Below are 16,910 nucleotides of genomic sequence, written 5' to 3' on the forward strand. Positions count from 1 at the left end.
CACTAATGATCTTTACCCTCCGGTCGGCGTCGAGAGCAATGCTCCGTCCTGCCGCCTTGGCTTTCCTTGCAACATCTGGCCTTGCCGCGTCGGGTGTGGGCACCGCACAGGCCGGCGAACGGTCAAACCTGCCCGTCAACGTCGATGCGACGTACAAGGTGAAGTTCACCGCTCTGGGCGATATCGGCCACTTCCGCTTCAATTCGAAGATTGAAGGCGCGGCCTATACACTCCAGGCAGAGGCGAAGATCGACACGGCCGTCTTCGACTATCGCGGTAACATGACGAGCAAGGGCGCCATTACGGCGACCGGTATCACGGCTCAGCCAGCCGACTACACCTACAACTACAAGCAGAAGACCTTCCTCAAGAAAAAGAAGATCAAGGCGCTGAACATAGCCTTCACCGGCCCGTCGGTCGGCAAGGTAACCCCCTACGATCCTCCCTCACCCAAGGCCGTCCCGGTGACGCCCGAGCAGCTGACGCACGTGCTGGACCCTCTCAGCGGCGTCATGGCTCTGTCTCTGAGCGACCTCAAGAACCCGTGTGACCGCAAGCTGCCGATTTACGATGGCAAGCAGCGCTTTGACGTTGTTTTCACCCCGGCCCGCCGCGCTGGTGCCGACCACGTCTGCAATGTCCGCCTCGTGCCTATTTCGGGCCACAAGCCGGACGGAGGCTCGCTCTCGGTCGTCAATGGTAAGATCGAACTCGTCATGCGGCCGGTGCCGAAGGCCAATATCGTGATCCCCTATAGCGTCACCGTTCCCACCATTGTCGGTACTGCCACCTTGATGTCGGAGAAGGTCGACATCACCATGCCCGACCAGCAGCGCATCGCCCTTCGCAAATGACGCCCGCCCCAAGCGGCAGAATGGTTCTGATCGCCAGTCCGGCGAAATAGAGCTAAAATAACGGCGCTTCGCGTGCGCCAACGGTAATCATGCCCTTGATCTCGGCGAATGTCTCTGCGATGCCATCGCCAGAGAAATGAGGATGCCAGATGGCCAGCGACCTCGAGGCACGTATCCGCCATGTGACGGCGGTGCTGGGGCCGACGAACACGGGCAAAACCCACCTCGCGATTGAGCGCATGCTTGGCCACGAGAGTGGCATGATCGGCTTGCCGCTGCGTCTGCTTGCGCGCGAGGTCTATGACAAGATCGCCGCGCGCATTGGCGCCGACAAGGTCGCGCTCATCACGGGCGAGGAAAAGATCAAGCCGGAGCGCGCTCGCTATTGGGTGTGCACCGTCGAGGCGATGCCTCGTGATGTCGACGTCGACTTTCTCGCCATCGACGAAATCCAGCTCACTGCCGATCCTGAGCGCGGCCACGTCTTTACTGACCGCCTGCTGCACGCACGCGGCCGTTCCGAGACGCTTCTGCTCGGCGCGCAGACCATGCGCGAAGCGATCGCCGACTTGATCCCCGGCGCCAACTTCATCTCGCGCCCGCGACTGTCGAAACTCACCTACTCCGGCCAGAAGAAGATCACGCGCCTGCCACAGCGCACCGCCGTCGTCGCCTTCTCTGCTTCTGAAGTCTACTCCATCGCCGAGCTCATCCGCCGTCAGCGCGGCGGTGCGGCCGTCGTTCTCGGCGCGCTTTCGCCGCGCACGCGCAATGCGCAGGTCGCGCTCTACCAGTCGGGCGATGTCGACTTCCTCGTCGCCACCGACGCGATCGGCATGGGCCTCAACCTCGACGTCGATCACGTCGCCTTCTCAGCAACCCGCAAGTTCGACGGCCAGAACCATCGCAACCTGACCCCGTCCGAGCTTTCGCAGATCGCCGGCCGCGCTGGTCGCCACATGAACGATGGCACCTTCGGCGTCACCGGTTCTGCCGATCCCTTCGACGCCGATACCATCGAGCGCCTCGAGACACATAACTTCGACAGCGTCCGCGTTCTGCAGTGGCGCAACCGCGAACTCGATTTCCGCACGCTCGAAGGCCTTAGGCATTCTCTGCGCGAAACGCCCAACCTCCAGCGCCTCACCCGCGCGCGCGCAGCTGACGATGTCATCGCCCTGGAGACGCTCAGCGCCGACCGCGAGATCGCGAGCAAAGTTCTCGCCCCCGCCGCGGTGGTCAAGCTGTGGGAAGTCTGCCAGATACCCGACTACCGCAAGATCTCCGGTCAGAGCCACGCCGAGCTCGTCGCGACGATCTTCAACTATCTGATGAGCGCCGACGAGCGCATCCCTGAGGACTGGTTTGCCAAGCAAGTTTCGCTCGCCGATCGCACTGACGGCGATATCGACACGCTCGCAAACCGGATCGCTCATATCCGCACGTGGACGTTCGTTTCCAATCGAAGCTCGTGGCTCAAGGACCCCGAGCACTGGCAAGGCAGGACGCGCGAAATCGAGGATCGGCTGTCAGATGCGCTGCACGAGCAATTGACGCTGCGCTTCGTCGATCTTCGCACAAGCGCCCTGATGAAGGGCATGCGAGACAAAGACGAACTGACCGCCGAGATCGCCGCAGACGGCGCCATCAATGTCGAGACGCATTTCGTCGGTCGACTGAAGGGCTTCCGTTTCCAGCTCGACCCCGGCACTGCCGAAGGCGTCAACGCCAAGGCGATGCGCACCGCCGCAGCTCAAGTGGTAGCGCGCGAATTGGCCATGCGCGTGCGTCGCGTGGCAGCGGCCCAGCCCGATGCTCTGAGCGTCAATCGGCGCGGTCGCATCATCTGGCGCGAGGAAGAGATTGGACAGCTCGAAGCGAGCGACGATCCACTGAAGCCGACAGTCACGCTGCTGGCCGATGAATATCTTTCCGGTCCCGACCGCGAAAAAGTGCAGGCCCGCCTTGAAACGTGGATCCAGCAGGCGATCGCTGACAAGCTCAAGCCGCTCGTCGAGATCAGCAATGCCGAGGATGTAACCGGCCTCGCGCGTGGCATCGCCTTCCGTCTGCGCGAGAACCTCGGCGTCCTGCGCCGCGAGAGCGTGGCCGAGGAGGTCAAGTCACTCGACCAGAATGCGCGCGCTCAACTGCGCAAGTACGGCGTTCGCTTCGGCGCCTTCAATATCTACTTCCCGATTCTTTTGAAGCCGGCCGCCGCCGAGTTGATCCTGACGCTCTGGTCGCTCAAGAACGCCACCGCGCATGGCCTCTCGGTCGATGCTCTGCCGGAAGCGCCGCGTGCCGGTCTCACCTCGTTCGCGCCCGATCCGGCATGCCCCGAACCGTTCTACCGCGCTTACGGCTATCACGTGTGCGGCCCGCGCGCCGTTCGCCTCGACATGCTTGAGCGTCTCGCCGACGTCATTCGTCCGCTGCTCGCATGGCGTGGCCCCGAAGGCGCGATGCCGCCCAAGGGTGCGACCGGCGATGGCGGGTTCACTGTGATCCCCGAGATGATGTCGCTGCTTGGATGTTCGCCGGACGAGCTGAGCGGCGTCTTGAAAGCGCTCGGCTTCCGTCTCGATCGTCGTCCGATCAAGCCGGCGCTTGCGCCCGCAGCGGAAACGAAGCCGCAGGACGACGCTGTTGCCGAAGCAGCACCCGGTGCAGACGCCGCGCCGGTGGAAGCAACCGCAGTCGAGGCCGTCGCGGACGTCCCCGTCGCAGAGGTCGTTGGCGAAACTGTACTGGCCGAACCAGCGGTCGCAGACTCAGCGGCCGCCGAAGCCTCAGCCGCCCCTGCCGAGACGCCGGCTGCGGAAGCAGAAGCCGAGATCAAATACGAGGACATCTGGCGTCCGCGCCGCCACCATCGCGAGCGTGGCGAGCGTCACCACGGGCGCCGCGACAATCGCAATCGCCACGCGGGCAAGGACCAGTCCGCCCAGCCCGCCGCTGCCGCCACTGCCGCTTCGCCCGACCAGGTGCAGGCAAGCGCACAGCCCGCAGCCGAGAGCACTAACGGCCATTCCGCGCCTTCCGAGAAGCCGCAGCGTCGCGATGATCGGCGCCCACACCAAGGCAAGGGGCGTCGCGAGGATCGCGAGCGCGGCCGCGGTGGCGAGCGCGAGGGCGGCCAGCAGCGTCGTGGTGGGCCCGGCGACCGTGGACGTCGTGGAGACCGTGGCGACGATCGTCGCAAAGCCGAGGTGCACACGGCTTCTCCCCCGCGTCGCGGCGGGGTCGATCCTGACTCGCCATTCGCGGCACTGGGCGCTCTGCGCGAGGAGCTTGCCAAGCGCAGCAAGGAATCTGGCGCTTGAGCGACGACGCGTCAGACGATGCAGCCCCAAAAGGGGCGCAACGGCTCGACAAGTGGCTTTGGTTCGCACGCTTCGTGAAGACGCGAACGCTGGCGTCTGATCTCGTCAGCGCCGGCAAGGTTCGTCTAAACCGCGTAAAGGTGGACAAGCCCGCGCAGATCGTGAAGACCGGAGACGTGCTTACGATCTCACTAAATCGGCGCATTCAGCTCGTGCGCGTGCTGGCGATAGCCGAGCGTCGGGGCCCTTCTGCCGCGGCGCGCGAACTCTATGAGCAATTGACAGCAGATGGCGATGCCATCAAACCTCATGCGCCTTCGCCTGTCACAGCCGCTGAGCCCGCCATCGAGACGGCTCTGGCTGATCGGCCGGCAGGGAGCGGGCGGCCAACCAAGAAAGAGCGTCGCGCGATCGATCGGCTAAGCGGCAGGGCGCGTTGATCGAGGTCATGGCGGAGGGCCCGCTAAAGACCAACTTCGGCGGCGCCAACGGGATGTGATCCGGATCTGAATAATGACCTACGTCGTCAACGAGAAATGCATTAAGTGCAAATACACCGACTGCGTCGAGGTCTGTCCGGTCGACTGCTTCTATGAAGGCGAGAACATGCTCGTCATTCATCCCGACGAGTGCATCGACTGTGGCGTCTGTGAGCCCGAGTGCCCGGCCGACGCCATCAAGCCCGACACCGAGCCGAGCCAGGAAAAGTGGCTGGAGCTTAACCGGAAGTTTTCCGAGACGTGGCCGAACATCACTTCCAAGAAGGACGCCATGCCGGATGCGGATGCCTTCAAGGACGCTCCGGACAAATTCAACAAGTTCTTCTCGCCTGAACCGGGCTCAGGAGACTGAGATTCAGCTCATCCGGGTGTTGCGTCAAAATGCGCAACCTTTTCGGACTGTTCCAAGATTGCCTAGCATTCGGACTAGGGCAGTAAGCCTGCCCATACCCTCCCGCACGCCCACCCTTCATTTTCAATGAACTTTATGTTACGCTCTTCCTAGATGACGCGATTAGCCCGGTACAGAGTCGGAACAGGAGCGAACAAAGAGCAGCCGCTTTGCCGCCGAGGCAATGATCGGACCTGTTCTCGGTCCGGGTATACAGCGGTTTTCATCATTCAGAGCATAATTAACGGACCGGCAACCGCTCCCCACGGCGTCTCCGATCCACCATATACGCTTAGTGCGCTGGTTTGCGGGCCGGCGTCCTGAGTTCGACGTGCATCGCCGCGAGTACGGCTCATACATCCGACGAGAAAGTGAGACGACCCCTATGGCTGACAAGAAAAAGGCGACCGCCGCGCGCTCGGCGAAGTCTTCGGCTGCTGCTGGCAAGAAGCCGGCGCGCGCCGTTCCTTCTGCGAAAAAGCCGGGTCACTCGGAGGCCAAGCTGGTCGCGAAAAAGCCGGCTGCTAAGGCGGCTGCACCCGTGAAGGGGAAGAAGCCTGTTGCAAAGACAGCAGGAACTGCTCCGAGCGTCAAGCATCCCGTCAAGCCCGCTCTCCACAAGCCTGTTGCTAAGCCGCCGATGGCGAAGCCGGCCGCCGCGCCTGTTCGCGCCGTCGCCGCCGCCAAGCCCGCTGGCCAGAAGATCACCGCTCCGGTGCCGCCGCAGCAGCAGATGACGCCGAAGGCGGTTGCCGAGAAGGCTGCTGCCGCGCGCCAGCTGATGAACGCGCAGAAGAAGCCGGTGAGCCAGCGCCACGGATTCAAGGCGAGCGAATTCATCGTCTATCCGGCGCACGGCGTCGGCCGCATCGTCGCGATCGAAGAGCAGGAGATCGCCGGCATGGCGCTCGAGCTCTTCGTGATCAACTTCGAGAAAGAGAAGCTGACGCTGCGCGTGCCGACCGGCAAGCTCGAGAGCGTCGGCATGCGCAAGCTGTCCGAGGAGCCCGTCGTCAAGAAGGCGATGGAAATCCTCAAGGGCCGTGCCCGCGTGAAGCGCACCATGTGGAGCCGCCGCGCTCAGGAATATGTCGCCAAGATCAACTCTGGTGATCTCGTCTCGATCGCTGAAGTCGTGCGCGACCTTTACCGCTCCGAGGCACAGCCCGAGCAGTCCTACTCCGAGCGTCAGCTCTACGAGGACGCGCTCGACCGCATGGCGCGTGAGATTGCTGCCGTTGAGAAGCTCGATGAGCGTGGCGCCGTGCAGCGCATCACCGACGTTCTGTCGAAGAGCGCGCGTGGTCGCCGTCTCGCCGCCGAAGCCGAAGAGGCCGGTGGCGACAACGCCGAAACTCGCGCGGCCTAAGATGTACAGTGCTCTGCACGCATAGCGCAGAGTGCCGCCACTAAAGATCGAGAGCGCCTGGTGCCGTCGTCGGTGCCGGGCGCTTTTGCTTTTCTGGCTCGTCGGTTTCTCGCCGCCCGCTGCTGGTCATCGCTTCCGACGGCAGCATCGTGCGCCCGGGCAGGGTCTCGTCTGCGGGCATCAGCTGGCTCGGGTCCTCGATGTCGATATAGGGACCGTTGCGATATTGAATCCACCCGCGCACCTCCACGCGCCTCCCCTCCAGCGCTGCGATGCTCTTTGCCCACTCCGGATGTTCACGCAGCACCTTCTGCGCAATGCCGGCGGTGAAATCGCGCCTCCAGTCCGCACCGAAATTCACGTATGTCCTCGCCTTGGTTGCGGTCACCTTCGCAACCCTTCCAGCGACGATCTCGTACGAGTTCCGCCGTCGCAATAGATCGCCAACCGCGCGCGCCGAGCGCACGCCATAGGCAGCGTTGCCCCAGATGCCGCTTCCCGCTTCGCGCGCCGCGCGCTCGTGTGCCATCAATTCGCGCATGCAGGCATAACTGCCCGGCAGCCCGTAAGCGCGCGCGTTCCCCGATGACAGCATCTCGCCCTGCACCCAAAGGCGCTCGCCATCTTTGTCGATGAAGAGATGCGCGAGCGTCCGGCCATAGCGGTCTTGGGCACGCCCTGACGTTGCCAGCGACACTGACTTGCCCTGCACCATTGCTCGCAGTGCCACGATCGCCGCGTCTTCCGGCGGCCATGCCTCCGCACTGGGCGACAGGTCGGGCGAGCGCGGCGCCAGAGCTCCGATGAGGCGGACCTCCTGGTGGTCGTCCAGCAGCACCGTCTCGCTGTCGATGACGCGAACGACTGTCCGCTGCGCGCCGCCATCGAGCGTGCACGCAGCGTCTTCGCCCTTTGATGTCGGCTGCGCCGCCGCAGCGACCGCGGCGGCAAGCACGGAAAACATGGCCGCAGCGATCCCCCGCGCGCCTGGTGCTACGCGATACATGTCGATCTCCCGGCCGGATGATAGCCCAGCCGCCGCGTGGAAATCTTGTCAGAAGAGCGATGGGAGCGCCGCAGCATCGTGCCAGCCGCCAGGACCGAGAACCGAGGCGCCAGCGGCATGGTCGTGGTGGCCGCCCATCAGGAGCGCCACCGTCTCGCCTGGCGCCTCGACCAAGTCCACTGCCAGCATATCGAGCGCACTGCGCGACAGCGGCGCATCGTGATCGAACACCACGCGCTCTATCCCGGCGCTGTCGCCGGCGAAAAAGCCGCTGACGAGCACCGATCCGCCCGGTAGCGATAGCAGCAGATCGCGGCCATCGACGCGGAACACAGCTAGGTCCGCAACGCCAATGCCCCCTGTCAGCAGCAGCTCGTCGAAGCCTGCATCTCCTGTCAGATCTATGATCACGTCGTCGCCATCGCCGGGAAGGTACACATAGCCATCGCTACCAGCCCCGCCAAACAAGGTATCGTTCCCGCCGCCCCCGTAGAGCGTATCGTCGCCGCCCTGGGCGTCGATCGTCTCACCAAGTCCGGTGCCGATCAGGCGGTCATCGCCATCGCTGCCGCCAAAAGCATCGCCGACCACCGCATGATCATCAGCAAGCAAACTCGCGGTTCGCCTGTTGGACTGCGCTTCGCTGTCGCTCGACTGGTGTACGTGCTCGTCTTCGAGCAGGTCGATCTCCTTGCCTAGCCGGATCTGGTCGCTCTTCGCATTCCACTGGATCCGCTCGATTGAGAACAGATGGTCTATGCCCGAGTCGTGTACCGCAATGAAGTTGGGGGATTTGTGCGGAATCCAGTGTCGGTTGAAAGTGATCGTCACCTCTCCCGCACCGGAATAATCGATCACGTCTGTGCCGTCGGTCGCATAACCGAGCTGCGGCTGTCCGCCGTGCACGATGTTGAAGCCCGGCGACCAGCGGAAAACATCATCCCCGCCCCCGCCGAAATACTTCTCCGTCTGCCTGTCTCCGCCGCCGATGAAGTGATCGTTCCCGTCTCCGCCCAAGAGAGTTGTGAAGCCGTGCGCCACGCGCATCTCGTCATCGCCTCCTGTCCCGAGCATCGTTGACGTCCCGGGCGACAGGCGCATCCCGTAGGGCAGGTTTTGCGTCGGATCGAGGCCTGAGTAGTGCAGCAGCGACGCGACGGCAGACGACGAATTGATCGTCGGAGTCGGCGACCCAGGCAGCCCGAGGGCGATGTACGGGTAGTCCTGGCCATCGATATCGCGTGCATAGGAAGCCATCGTTTCCCAGGCGCGCATCTCGTCACCGTTGTAAGCGAGCACCCTGCTGCCGCGCAGGTCAGGTGTGCCGATCTTGTCAGCCAGAGCGGCCCGCGATGCGAGGTTCGCGGTGGCAAGCGATGTGCGCCCGTCCGAGCCCTCGATTACGAGATAGGTTCCAAGATCCGTCGGGTCGCGCACGCCCTCCATCACGAACCAATCGTCTTGCGGCGAAGTCCCCTCGCCCTGCTCGAGAACCAACTGCATATGGTCGAAACCGAGGTGCCCCAGCCCGAAAAGCTGTACCGGCATCCATTCGATGCGAACCCTTGGCATGCTTGATTCCCCCTTAGACCGAATGGCAACCTAAGGTTGAAATTTATGCCGGTCCATATGCGCGAAACGCGAGACTTCTGGGCTGAACCATGGTTAAAGTGCCGCCAGGACGCGGCCGCGCGATCCTTCTTGCCACGTCGTTGCGGCCGCGCATCCAATCCTTCAAGCCCGGCTTCTGCCGGGCTTACTTTTTACGGCCCGGTTGCGCGCATCCTGCTAGAGAGTTAGCTCAACACGGCGTCAGGCCCCGTAGCTCAGCTGGATAGAGCACCAGATTCCTAATCTGGGGGTCACAGGTTCAAATCCTGTCGGGGTCACCACTAAATCAAGGTGTTACGGGGTCTGTAGTCCGCGGCTGCATTGGCCCGGTGAGCAACCGCGACAGGCAGGCAGGCAGTGACGGACGGAGGCCCACCGTATGCGCTTGGCACCCCAACAGCGGAAAATTCGTCGGCCCGGCTGACTGATGGTGCGCTATGTCAGGTTCAGCCCGCCATCCGACAGCAAAATTTCGCCGGTCAGGTAGTCCGAGGCTACCAGCATAGCGACGATTTGGGCGACATCCTCCGGACTGGCGGCTCTGCGCATGGGCGAGCGCTCCCGCCAGAACTGTTGGGCAGCAGTCCAATCTGCCGTCAAAGGCGTATCCACCAAACCAGGGGCAACGGCATTCACTCTGATATCCGGCGCAAGCGATACTGCAAGCAGGCGAGTGACATGGTTCAACGCGGCTTTGGATGCAGCATAAGGGATTGATGCGCCTTTGGGCCGGACGCCAGCGTGTGAGCTGACGTTGACGACACAGCCCGGTCGACCGCGTCGGGATGCATCTCTCAAAGCTGTCTCGGCTTCCGCCACGAGGCGAAATGGAGCTACCACGTTGACCTCATACAGCTCGTTCCAGACGGCAGGCGAGGCGGCCATAAGGTCGGCATGGGGAATAACGCGGCTGATGCCGGCATTGTTGACAAGGACATCAAGCTGACCTCCCCAGGATATAGCCTCCCGCACAAGCCTGATCCTGTCAGCGTCATCGGCCAAATCTGCTTGGATGTACGTAGCTTTTCCCAATTCAGCGGCTAACGCGAGTCCGGCTTCAGCGGAACTGCGCGAGTGCAGGACTACGGCATACCCCTCGCTGGATAGTCGGAGGGCTATCGCGGCGCCGATGCCGGACGTGGAACCCGTCACGAGGGCAACGGGTGAGGCATTACCTTGAGCTTGGATCAAAGAGTGTTTCTCCACTTTGCGGCTAGAAGGCGTGAGGGCGGTTGAGGCGGCATCCCGATGTTGATGGCGAGAAGGGGATTGCTGCATGCGATCGTATAGAACCCCATATCCGAGTTTGAGGTCGATGAGGCCGGTGGGCCGGTGTCAATGGTACGCCTAGCGAGCAGCACCTGTTTGCCTTCCGCCTTTAGCTGGCGGTAGGAGGCGAACTGGCCGCAGGTATATCCCGAACGAATTCGCTGAGGAGTATGAGGATGCTCAGGCCATCACGGAAATCGGGCCAAATCATCCGATGCGCGTCGCTGTAAAGCAGCGTGAAAACCGTGCGGCCGATCTCGACCGTGGGAGGTTGCCGGATGGCAACCGGGGAGTGAAAGCGGCGCGTTTCGGGAATTTGCAAATGTGCCGCAACGGCGTCGTTCCCCTTCGGCGGGCCGGCTACGGCAATTTCAGTCGCAGCGCATCAGGAAGAGATTTCATCAGCGTTACACGTACTTGATATGCGCATGCGCTCTTTTCCTGAGGGCGCTATTCCCGCGATGAGCCGGGAGACAACGGCAATTGTCGGTGCCGTACAGTCCGAACAGATCCTCAAACAATCTCGTGTCTTAGCAAACTTCAGCGTTGCTAGTCTGATGCGTGGGGGAAGACGGGACACGCACACTACGACGCGATGAAGAATAACCCGGCCGCCTCCGCCTAGCGTTTGCGTTGCACCTTGCCGAAAGGCGGGGTGTCCTGGGGGGAGTTTTAGTAATGCGTTTTGTTCACGCCACAGTTGCGTTTGCCGCGGCGTTTTCTGCACTTTCAGCGTCGAATTCGATCGCACAGGAAACACCGGCACCCGCCGCCGACCAGTTGCCACCTGTCGAAGTCATCCAAAAGAAAGCCGCTCCGGCGCCCTCCGTGCAGAAAAAGGCAGCGGCGAAAAAGAAGCCCGCACCTGTCGCCACTGCACCTGCACCGGTCGCGCCCGCTGTCACCACTGAGACCATGCCTTCCGCCGGCTCTAACGAGGGACTGGTGCGAACCTCCCCGCTTGCCGGAAGCGAATTTCCGATCGACCAGATCCCGCGCGGCGTCTCGACGATGAACGCGAGCGACATCCGCCGCGACGGCTCGGTCATCCCCCAGGAGTTCCTCAACAGCCGCATCCCCTCGGTCATGGTCGACGACCTCCAGGGCAACCAGTTTCAGACGGGCATCCAATATCGTGGCTTCGAGGCTTCGCCCGTAAACGGCCTGCCTCAGGGTCTGGCGATCTACCAGAACGGCGTGCGCATCAACGAAGCGTTCGGCGACACGGTCAACTGGGATTTCCTGCCCAGCAACGCCATCGAAGGCATCACCGTCATGGGCTCCAATCCGATATTCGGATTAAATGCCATCGGCGGCGCCATGAGCATCCAGATGAAGGATGGTTTCAGCTATCAGGGCGCTGAGGTCGACACGCGCTTCGGCTCGTTCGGACGGCGTCAGGTGGGCGCACAGGCGGGGGCGCAGAGCGGCAACATTGCCATCTACGGCGCCTTCGAGGGCATCGAGGACGACGGCTTTCGCGATTTCTCCGATACGACGACGCGCCGTGGCTACGCCGATCTCGGCTTCAAAGGCACGGGATCTGAGTTCCACCTCAACTTCACCGGAGCGACGGGCGAGGTCGGTGTGACCGCCGCTGTTCCCGAGGAGTTGCTGGCATTCGGCGGGCGCGAGCGCACGTTCACCTCGCCGCAGATCACCGAAAACGACATGCAGATGTTTTCGGCCAACGGCGTCGTTGATTTGACCTCGACGTTGTCGCTCTCCGGTGTTGCCTATCACCGCCACTTCCGCCAGAGCCACATCGACGGCAACATCTCCGAGTTCGACGAGTGCGAATCTGCCGAGGCCCTCAGCTTCTCGGCGCTCTGCACCGAGGACGGCGCGCCGCTGTTCAAGGCTGGCAGCGGCGTTGGGCTCACGGAGGACGAGATCGAAGAACTCGAGGAAAAGGGCAGCGGCGCACTCGGCTCGATCGACAAGACCGGTCAGGACGCCAACAGCTATGGCTTGGCGCTTCAGGCGACCGAAAAGGCCAAACTGCTCGGCTTCCGTAACCAGTTCGTGGTGGGGTCCAGCTACGATCACGGCAACGTCAAATACCGTGCATCGAGCGAACTCGGCTATTTCCTTCCAAAATACGTCGTCGCCGGAAGCGGTGACACGTTGACGGGCAAGGCGGATCTGGCCGACTGCACCGGGCTCAGCGCGGAGGAATGCGATGACGCGAACGAGGAACTCAACGCTTCAGTCGTCACGCCCCGGTCTCTGACCACGACGAACGATTACGTTGGTATCTACGCGGTCGATGCCATCGATCTGACCGATCGCCTGACGCTGACACTCGGCGGTCGTTGGAATTACGCCCGCATCGAGATCGAAAACACGGGCGACGCCTCACTCGACAAGCTCAATGGCGTCAACGAATTCTACCGCTTCAACCCTTCGGCCGGTCTGACCTACAAGCTGCTTCCCGGGCTGTCGGTCTACGGCGGCTACGCCGAAGCGAACCGCGCCCCGACCGCGTCCGAGATTGCATGCTCCGATCCTGAGAACCCGTGCATCATCGAAAGCGCGCTAGCGTCCGATCCGCCGCTTAAGCAGGTCGTGTCGAAGACTTGGGAAGCGGGCCTTCGCGGTGAAATCTCGAACTGGAACAGGACCGAGCACTTCGACTGGAGCTTCGGTCTGTTCCACGCCACCAACGAGAACGACATCATCCAGATTGCCGACAGCCAGCAAGGCCGTGGCTACTTCGCCAACGCCGGCGAGACGCTCCGCCAGGGTATCGAGGCGAGCGCCGTCTACCGGGCGCAGCGTTGGATGGCCTACGCGAGCTACTCGTTCGTCGATGCCACGTTCCAATCGCGGAACATCATCGTCTCAGAGAACAATCCGCAGGTCACCACCGAGTGCGATGCGGACTTCGGCATCCCTGCCGAGGGTGAAGATGGAGAGGAAGCGAAGTGCATCGAAATCCGTCCGGGCAATCGTATGCCAGGCGTTCCGAGGCATCGGTTCAAAGCTGGCGTCGACTTTCTCGTAACGCCCAAGTGGGTGGTGGGCGCCGATATGATCTCCGTCAGCGATCAGTACTTCTATGGAGATGAAGGCAACAACGACGCACCGCTTCCCGGCTACACTCGTGTCAACGTGCACTCATCGTACAACATCACCGATCACATCCAGATTTATGGTCTGATCGAGAACCTGTTCGACAATCAGTACGGAATCTACGGCACCTACTTCAACACCGAGCTGGCCCAGGCAGCAGGCCCCGGCAAGAACGGCAGCGGTGGTCCAGACTCCTCGCTCAACGGCCTCGAGTACGACGAAGACAACGGCCGCACGATTACGCCAGCCATTCCCTTTGCCGCCTACGGAGGTGTCCGAGTGAGGTTCTGACCAAGACCCGACTGTTACGCGAGTCCTCACCGCTCCTGTCACTCCCAGTGCAGGAGCGGTTTTTTTGGGGGGGGAGCGAGCTGGCTGCGCGGGAAGCGGTCACGTCTCCCTTTCGCGGGCGATGAGGCGGCGCTTGCGATCAACGCCCCAGCGATAGCCGGAGAGCGCGCCGTCGCTGCGCACTACGCGATGGCAGGGGATTGCCACTGCGATCTTGTTCGCCGCGCACGCCGCGGCGACGGCCCGCACAGCCTTTGGCATGCCGATGCGTTCGGCGATCTCGCTGTATGTTGCTGTCGTTCCCGGTGGAATGTCGCGCAGTGCCTGCCACACCTGATGCTGGAACGCCGTGCCCCGGACATCGAGCGGCAGCTCGACATCGCGCTTTGGAGCCTCGATGAGGCCTACGACCTTGCCCATGATATCCTCGAACGACTTGTCGCCACCGACCAGCGTCGCCCTCGGAAAACGTCGCTGTAGATCGGTGATCAGCACATCGGGATCATCGCCGAGAAAGATCGCCGCGACGCCCTTCTCGCTCGCCGCCACCAGCACGGAGCCGAGCGAGCACGCGCCCACCGCGAATCGCAGCGTCGCCCCCTTGCCGCCCGAGCGAAATTGGGTCGGGGTCATGCCGAGATAGTCCTTCGACTTCGCATAGAGCCGCCCAGCGGAGTTGAAGCCGGACGCATGGATCGCCTCCGTGACCGAGCCCCCGCTCGCCAGGTTCTCGTGCAATCGCCTCTGACGCAATGCGGCGGCAAAGGCCTTTGGCGTCACGCCGGCGACCGACTTGAACATGCGATGGAAATGGTGAGGGCTGAGACCGACCGCGCTCGCCAGCGCGCCGAGCTTTGGCAGTTCCTCGGCTTCTTCGATGATCCGGCACGCGTGTGCAATCTTGGCGGCGTTCCGCTCGCGCAGCGACGGCTCGTTCGGCTTGCAGCGCTTGCACGGGCGAAACCCCGCCGCTTCTGCTTCCGCGCACGAGGCGTGAAAGGCAACATTCTCTCGCTTGGCCAGCCGCGCCGCGCACGAAGGCCGGCAATAGACGCCTGTCGTCGCCACTGAGTAGTAGAACGTGCCGTCGAAGCTGCTGTCGCGCTCCCGCACGGCCGCCCAATAGTCGGTCGCTGCCCGCCGCCGCGTCACGCCTGACTTGTTGCGTAGCTTCTGCATGTCTCTTGATAGCCCGGATCGTAGTCAAGTAGGAGCCGGACGAGATCTAAGCAGGTCTGAAGCGCCGCCGCGCTACGTTTCTTGCTTTCAAATTTCGCGCCGACGCTGTGCAGTAGACCTACCGGGCCGCTGACACAAGTCCCGGCGGCGCGCGCATCCAGTGATAGCCGAGCGATCCTAGCTCGTATCCGGTCTTGTACAGTGCTCGCATATACCCCAGATCGAATGGCTCTTTGCTCGTCAGTGCGAACGATCCGGGAATCGTCGCGAGATTGAATGCGATGTCGTCCCGCGCCGTCATGCTGTAGATGCGGTAGAGGTCGCCGATGCCCTGGTTCTTGATCAATGTTGAAATGGAGCGCCCGGCGGTGATGTAGGCCTTGTCTTCGACAGGCTGCCACTCGGGTGTGATTTTGCCGTTACGCAAAATGAACAAGTTGCGCTGCACGTGTCGGCCTGTTGCACGGTCGATATCGCGGAACGCCAGCGTGGTGGGAGCGAGAAACACCTGCTGCGTCACGCCGCCGTCGACGTGCATCTCGTCATAGTCGCGCCCATTGGCGCGGACTTGGATGCGAACCGGGGGAAACACGCCGGGTACCGAGGCGGACGCCAGTAGCACGCTGCGAAACAGCGCCAATGCCTCGGGTGTCCGGTACATCGCGATGCGCCCCATGTCCCAAAGCACCGGCCGCTGCGCGTCCAGATTGGTCGTGCCGATCAGCAGCATTCGACCCTTCACACGTTCCTGCGCAATATCGCGTAGAAACTTCTCATCGACGTATTTGGCAATGAGCCGGGCCAACGGAGCGCTATCCGCAAGTGCCGGGCCACCAAAAATGCCGGACAGCACGTCGGCTGTGAGGATGTCTTCGCGTCCGTACTCGGTGAAGATGGCCTTCAGCTCACGGTCCTTACGTGGCCCTAAGAATGCGAACGGAGCAATGAGAGCGCCGGCGCTTACGCCGGTAACGATGTCGAACTCTGGTCGCGTTCCGGCTTTTGTCCATCCCGTCAGCAAGCCCGCGCCGAAAGCGCCGTCCTCGGCGCCGCCGGAGATGGCGAGGAAGTTTGCTACAGGCTGCTCTAAAGACCGCTCGATCGCCGCGGTGCTGCGCCGGCTCAGCTCCGCCTCGACCATCGCGTGGATCTGTTCGGGGGGTGCATCGCCCCACAGCCGCACGTCGTCCATGCCGCGCAGTTCGGCTTCATCAACGAGTGATTCAGGCAAGGCATGACGAGGCAACGCGGCGGCGCAGCCCGTAAGGACGAGCGCCGTGGCGAGGATCAGCATCAGCCGAATGCGCTTCAGTGCACACGACGCTGCTCGCGTATCCTCCACCATTCCTGCTCCCCCCTACGCAACACCACGACGGTTACAAAAGCATCCTATTGCGACGAGGAATCTGGCGGCGGCAGTAGGCCATTCATGATCAGGTCGACCGAGGCCTCGAGATATCGATCGATATCGAGCGGACGACGATCAGCGAACAGCAATGTCCAGATGTGGATTGTGAGGGCAGGCGCCATGAGCAGCTCTGGGTAGTCGGCCGCCGGGCTTGCGCGGAACCCCCCGCTCTTCACCACGCGCTGCACCTTCTGCTTCAGCTTGTCGATCACCGGCGCGAAGAAGTTCTGGAAGTGTTCGTCCACCAGCTTCGGGAACCGAACTGCCTCTGAGATCAGCAGTCGCAGAATTTCAAGCGAACGACGGTCGTCAAGACAAGTGTGAAACAGGAAGGTCAGATCCGCGCGCACTGATTCCGGCGTCGGTTCGGCCGTGTCGTCGATGAACCCTTGGACCCGGTTGAAAAGCTCCTGCCCTCGCTGAACGGCCAGCGCCTCGAACACTTGATCCTTGTTCTGGAAGTAGACGTAGATCGTCCCCTTCGTCACGCCAGCGCGCGCGGCCACGTCCTCGAGCCGAGTGGCCGCATAACCGTGCAGAGCGAACTCTTCGAACGCAGCCTCAAGGATCTCGCTCGGCCGCTCTGCCTTCCGGCGTGCCCTGACCGCTCCAGTCATATTCGTCCTCCCAC

General features: G+C 62.5%; 12 protein-coding genes and 1 tRNA gene. 7 read left to right on the top strand and 6 right to left on the bottom strand.

What is annotated here, in order from left to right:
• The first annotated feature begins 38 nt into the window (after positions 1 to 38).
• The 5 genes from NDB2M4_RS04175 (at position 39) to NDB2M4_RS04195 (ending at position 6,440) form a co-directional block, all read left to right on the top strand.
• Positions 39 to 854 carry a DUF3108 domain-containing protein gene (locus tag NDB2M4_RS04175; protein WP_171988017.1) on the top strand — a complete coding sequence of 272 codons (816 nt, stop codon included), beginning with the start codon at positions 39 to 41 and terminating at the stop codon, positions 852 to 854.
• A gap of 149 nt (positions 855 to 1,003) precedes the next feature.
• Positions 1,004 to 4,180, top strand: coding sequence for a helicase-related protein (locus tag NDB2M4_RS04180; RefSeq protein WP_072370491.1), 3,177 nt, complete (start codon positions 1,004 to 1,006; stop codon positions 4,178 to 4,180).
• Complete coding sequence (locus NDB2M4_RS04185) at positions 4,177 to 4,620, top strand: RNA-binding S4 domain-containing protein (RefSeq protein WP_072370494.1); 444 nt, start codon at positions 4,177 to 4,179, stop codon at positions 4,618 to 4,620. The genes NDB2M4_RS04180 and NDB2M4_RS04185 overlap by 4 nt, the downstream gene beginning before the upstream one ends.
• 73 nt (positions 4,621 to 4,693) lie before the next feature.
• A complete protein-coding gene (gene fdxA, locus NDB2M4_RS04190; RefSeq protein ID WP_072370497.1) occupies positions 4,694 to 5,032 on the top strand; it encodes a ferredoxin FdxA in 339 nt (112 codons plus the stop codon).
• A 424-nt stretch (positions 5,033 to 5,456) separates the two neighbouring features.
• Complete coding sequence (locus NDB2M4_RS04195; protein ID WP_072370499.1) at positions 5,457 to 6,440, top strand: CarD family transcriptional regulator; 984 nt, start codon at positions 5,457 to 5,459, stop codon at positions 6,438 to 6,440.
• Positions 6,441 to 6,480: 40 nt separating this feature from the next.
• Here the strand turns inward: NDB2M4_RS04195 and NDB2M4_RS04200 are convergent, their stop codons facing one another.
• Positions 6,481 to 7,446, bottom strand: a complete 966-nt coding sequence (locus NDB2M4_RS04200; protein ID WP_072370502.1) for a thermonuclease family protein — start codon at positions 7,444 to 7,446, stop codon at positions 6,481 to 6,483.
• 48 nt (positions 7,447 to 7,494) lie between these two features.
• The gene (locus NDB2M4_RS04205) at positions 7,495 to 9,018 is read right to left on the bottom strand and encodes a calcium-binding protein (RefSeq protein WP_072370505.1); all 1,524 of its coding nucleotides are present in this window, start codon (positions 9,016 to 9,018) and stop codon (positions 7,495 to 7,497) included.
• A 243-nt stretch (positions 9,019 to 9,261) separates the two neighbouring features.
• On the opposite strand from NDB2M4_RS04205, the gene NDB2M4_RS04210 reads away from it, so the two are divergent.
• Positions 9,262 to 9,338: transfer RNA gene (locus NDB2M4_RS04210), tRNA-Arg, on the top strand.
• Positions 9,339 to 9,492: 154 nt separating this feature from the next.
• On the opposite strand, the gene NDB2M4_RS04215 is transcribed toward NDB2M4_RS04210, so the two are convergent.
• Entirely contained in the window at positions 9,493 to 10,248 is a 756-nt protein-coding gene (locus tag NDB2M4_RS04215; protein WP_210186506.1) for an SDR family NAD(P)-dependent oxidoreductase, read from the bottom strand.
• 756 nt (positions 10,249 to 11,004) lie between these two features.
• Here NDB2M4_RS04215 and NDB2M4_RS04225 point away from each other — a divergent pair.
• The gene (locus tag NDB2M4_RS04225) at positions 11,005 to 13,692 is read left to right on the top strand and encodes a TonB-dependent receptor (RefSeq protein WP_072370513.1); all 2,688 of its coding nucleotides are present in this window, start codon (positions 11,005 to 11,007) and stop codon (positions 13,690 to 13,692) included.
• 99 nt (positions 13,693 to 13,791) lie between these two features.
• Here NDB2M4_RS04225 and ada read toward each other — a convergent pair whose 3' ends face one another.
• The 3 genes from ada to NDB2M4_RS04240 all read right to left on the bottom strand — a co-directional run bounded on the left by ada (position 13,792) and on the right by NDB2M4_RS04240 (position 16,896).
• Positions 13,792 to 14,871, bottom strand: a complete 1,080-nt coding sequence (ada, locus tag NDB2M4_RS04230) for a bifunctional DNA-binding transcriptional regulator/O6-methylguanine-DNA methyltransferase Ada (protein WP_072370516.1) — start codon at positions 14,869 to 14,871, stop codon at positions 13,792 to 13,794.
• A 118-nt stretch (positions 14,872 to 14,989) separates the two neighbouring features.
• On the bottom strand, positions 14,990 to 16,216 hold the full coding sequence (locus tag NDB2M4_RS04235; protein WP_072370519.1) for a patatin-like phospholipase family protein: 1,227 nt from the start codon (positions 16,214 to 16,216) through the stop codon (positions 14,990 to 14,992).
• Positions 16,217 to 16,260: 44 nt separating this feature from the next.
• Positions 16,261 to 16,896 carry a TetR/AcrR family transcriptional regulator gene (locus NDB2M4_RS04240; protein WP_072370522.1) on the bottom strand — a complete coding sequence of 212 codons (636 nt, stop codon included), beginning with the start codon at positions 16,894 to 16,896 and terminating at the stop codon, positions 16,261 to 16,263.
• Between the last annotated feature and the right edge of the window lie 14 nt (positions 16,897 to 16,910).

This window comes from Hyphomicrobium sp. NDB2Meth4 (genome assembly GCF_900117445.1).
Classification (GTDB): domain Bacteria; phylum Pseudomonadota; class Alphaproteobacteria; order Rhizobiales; family Hyphomicrobiaceae; genus Hyphomicrobium_A.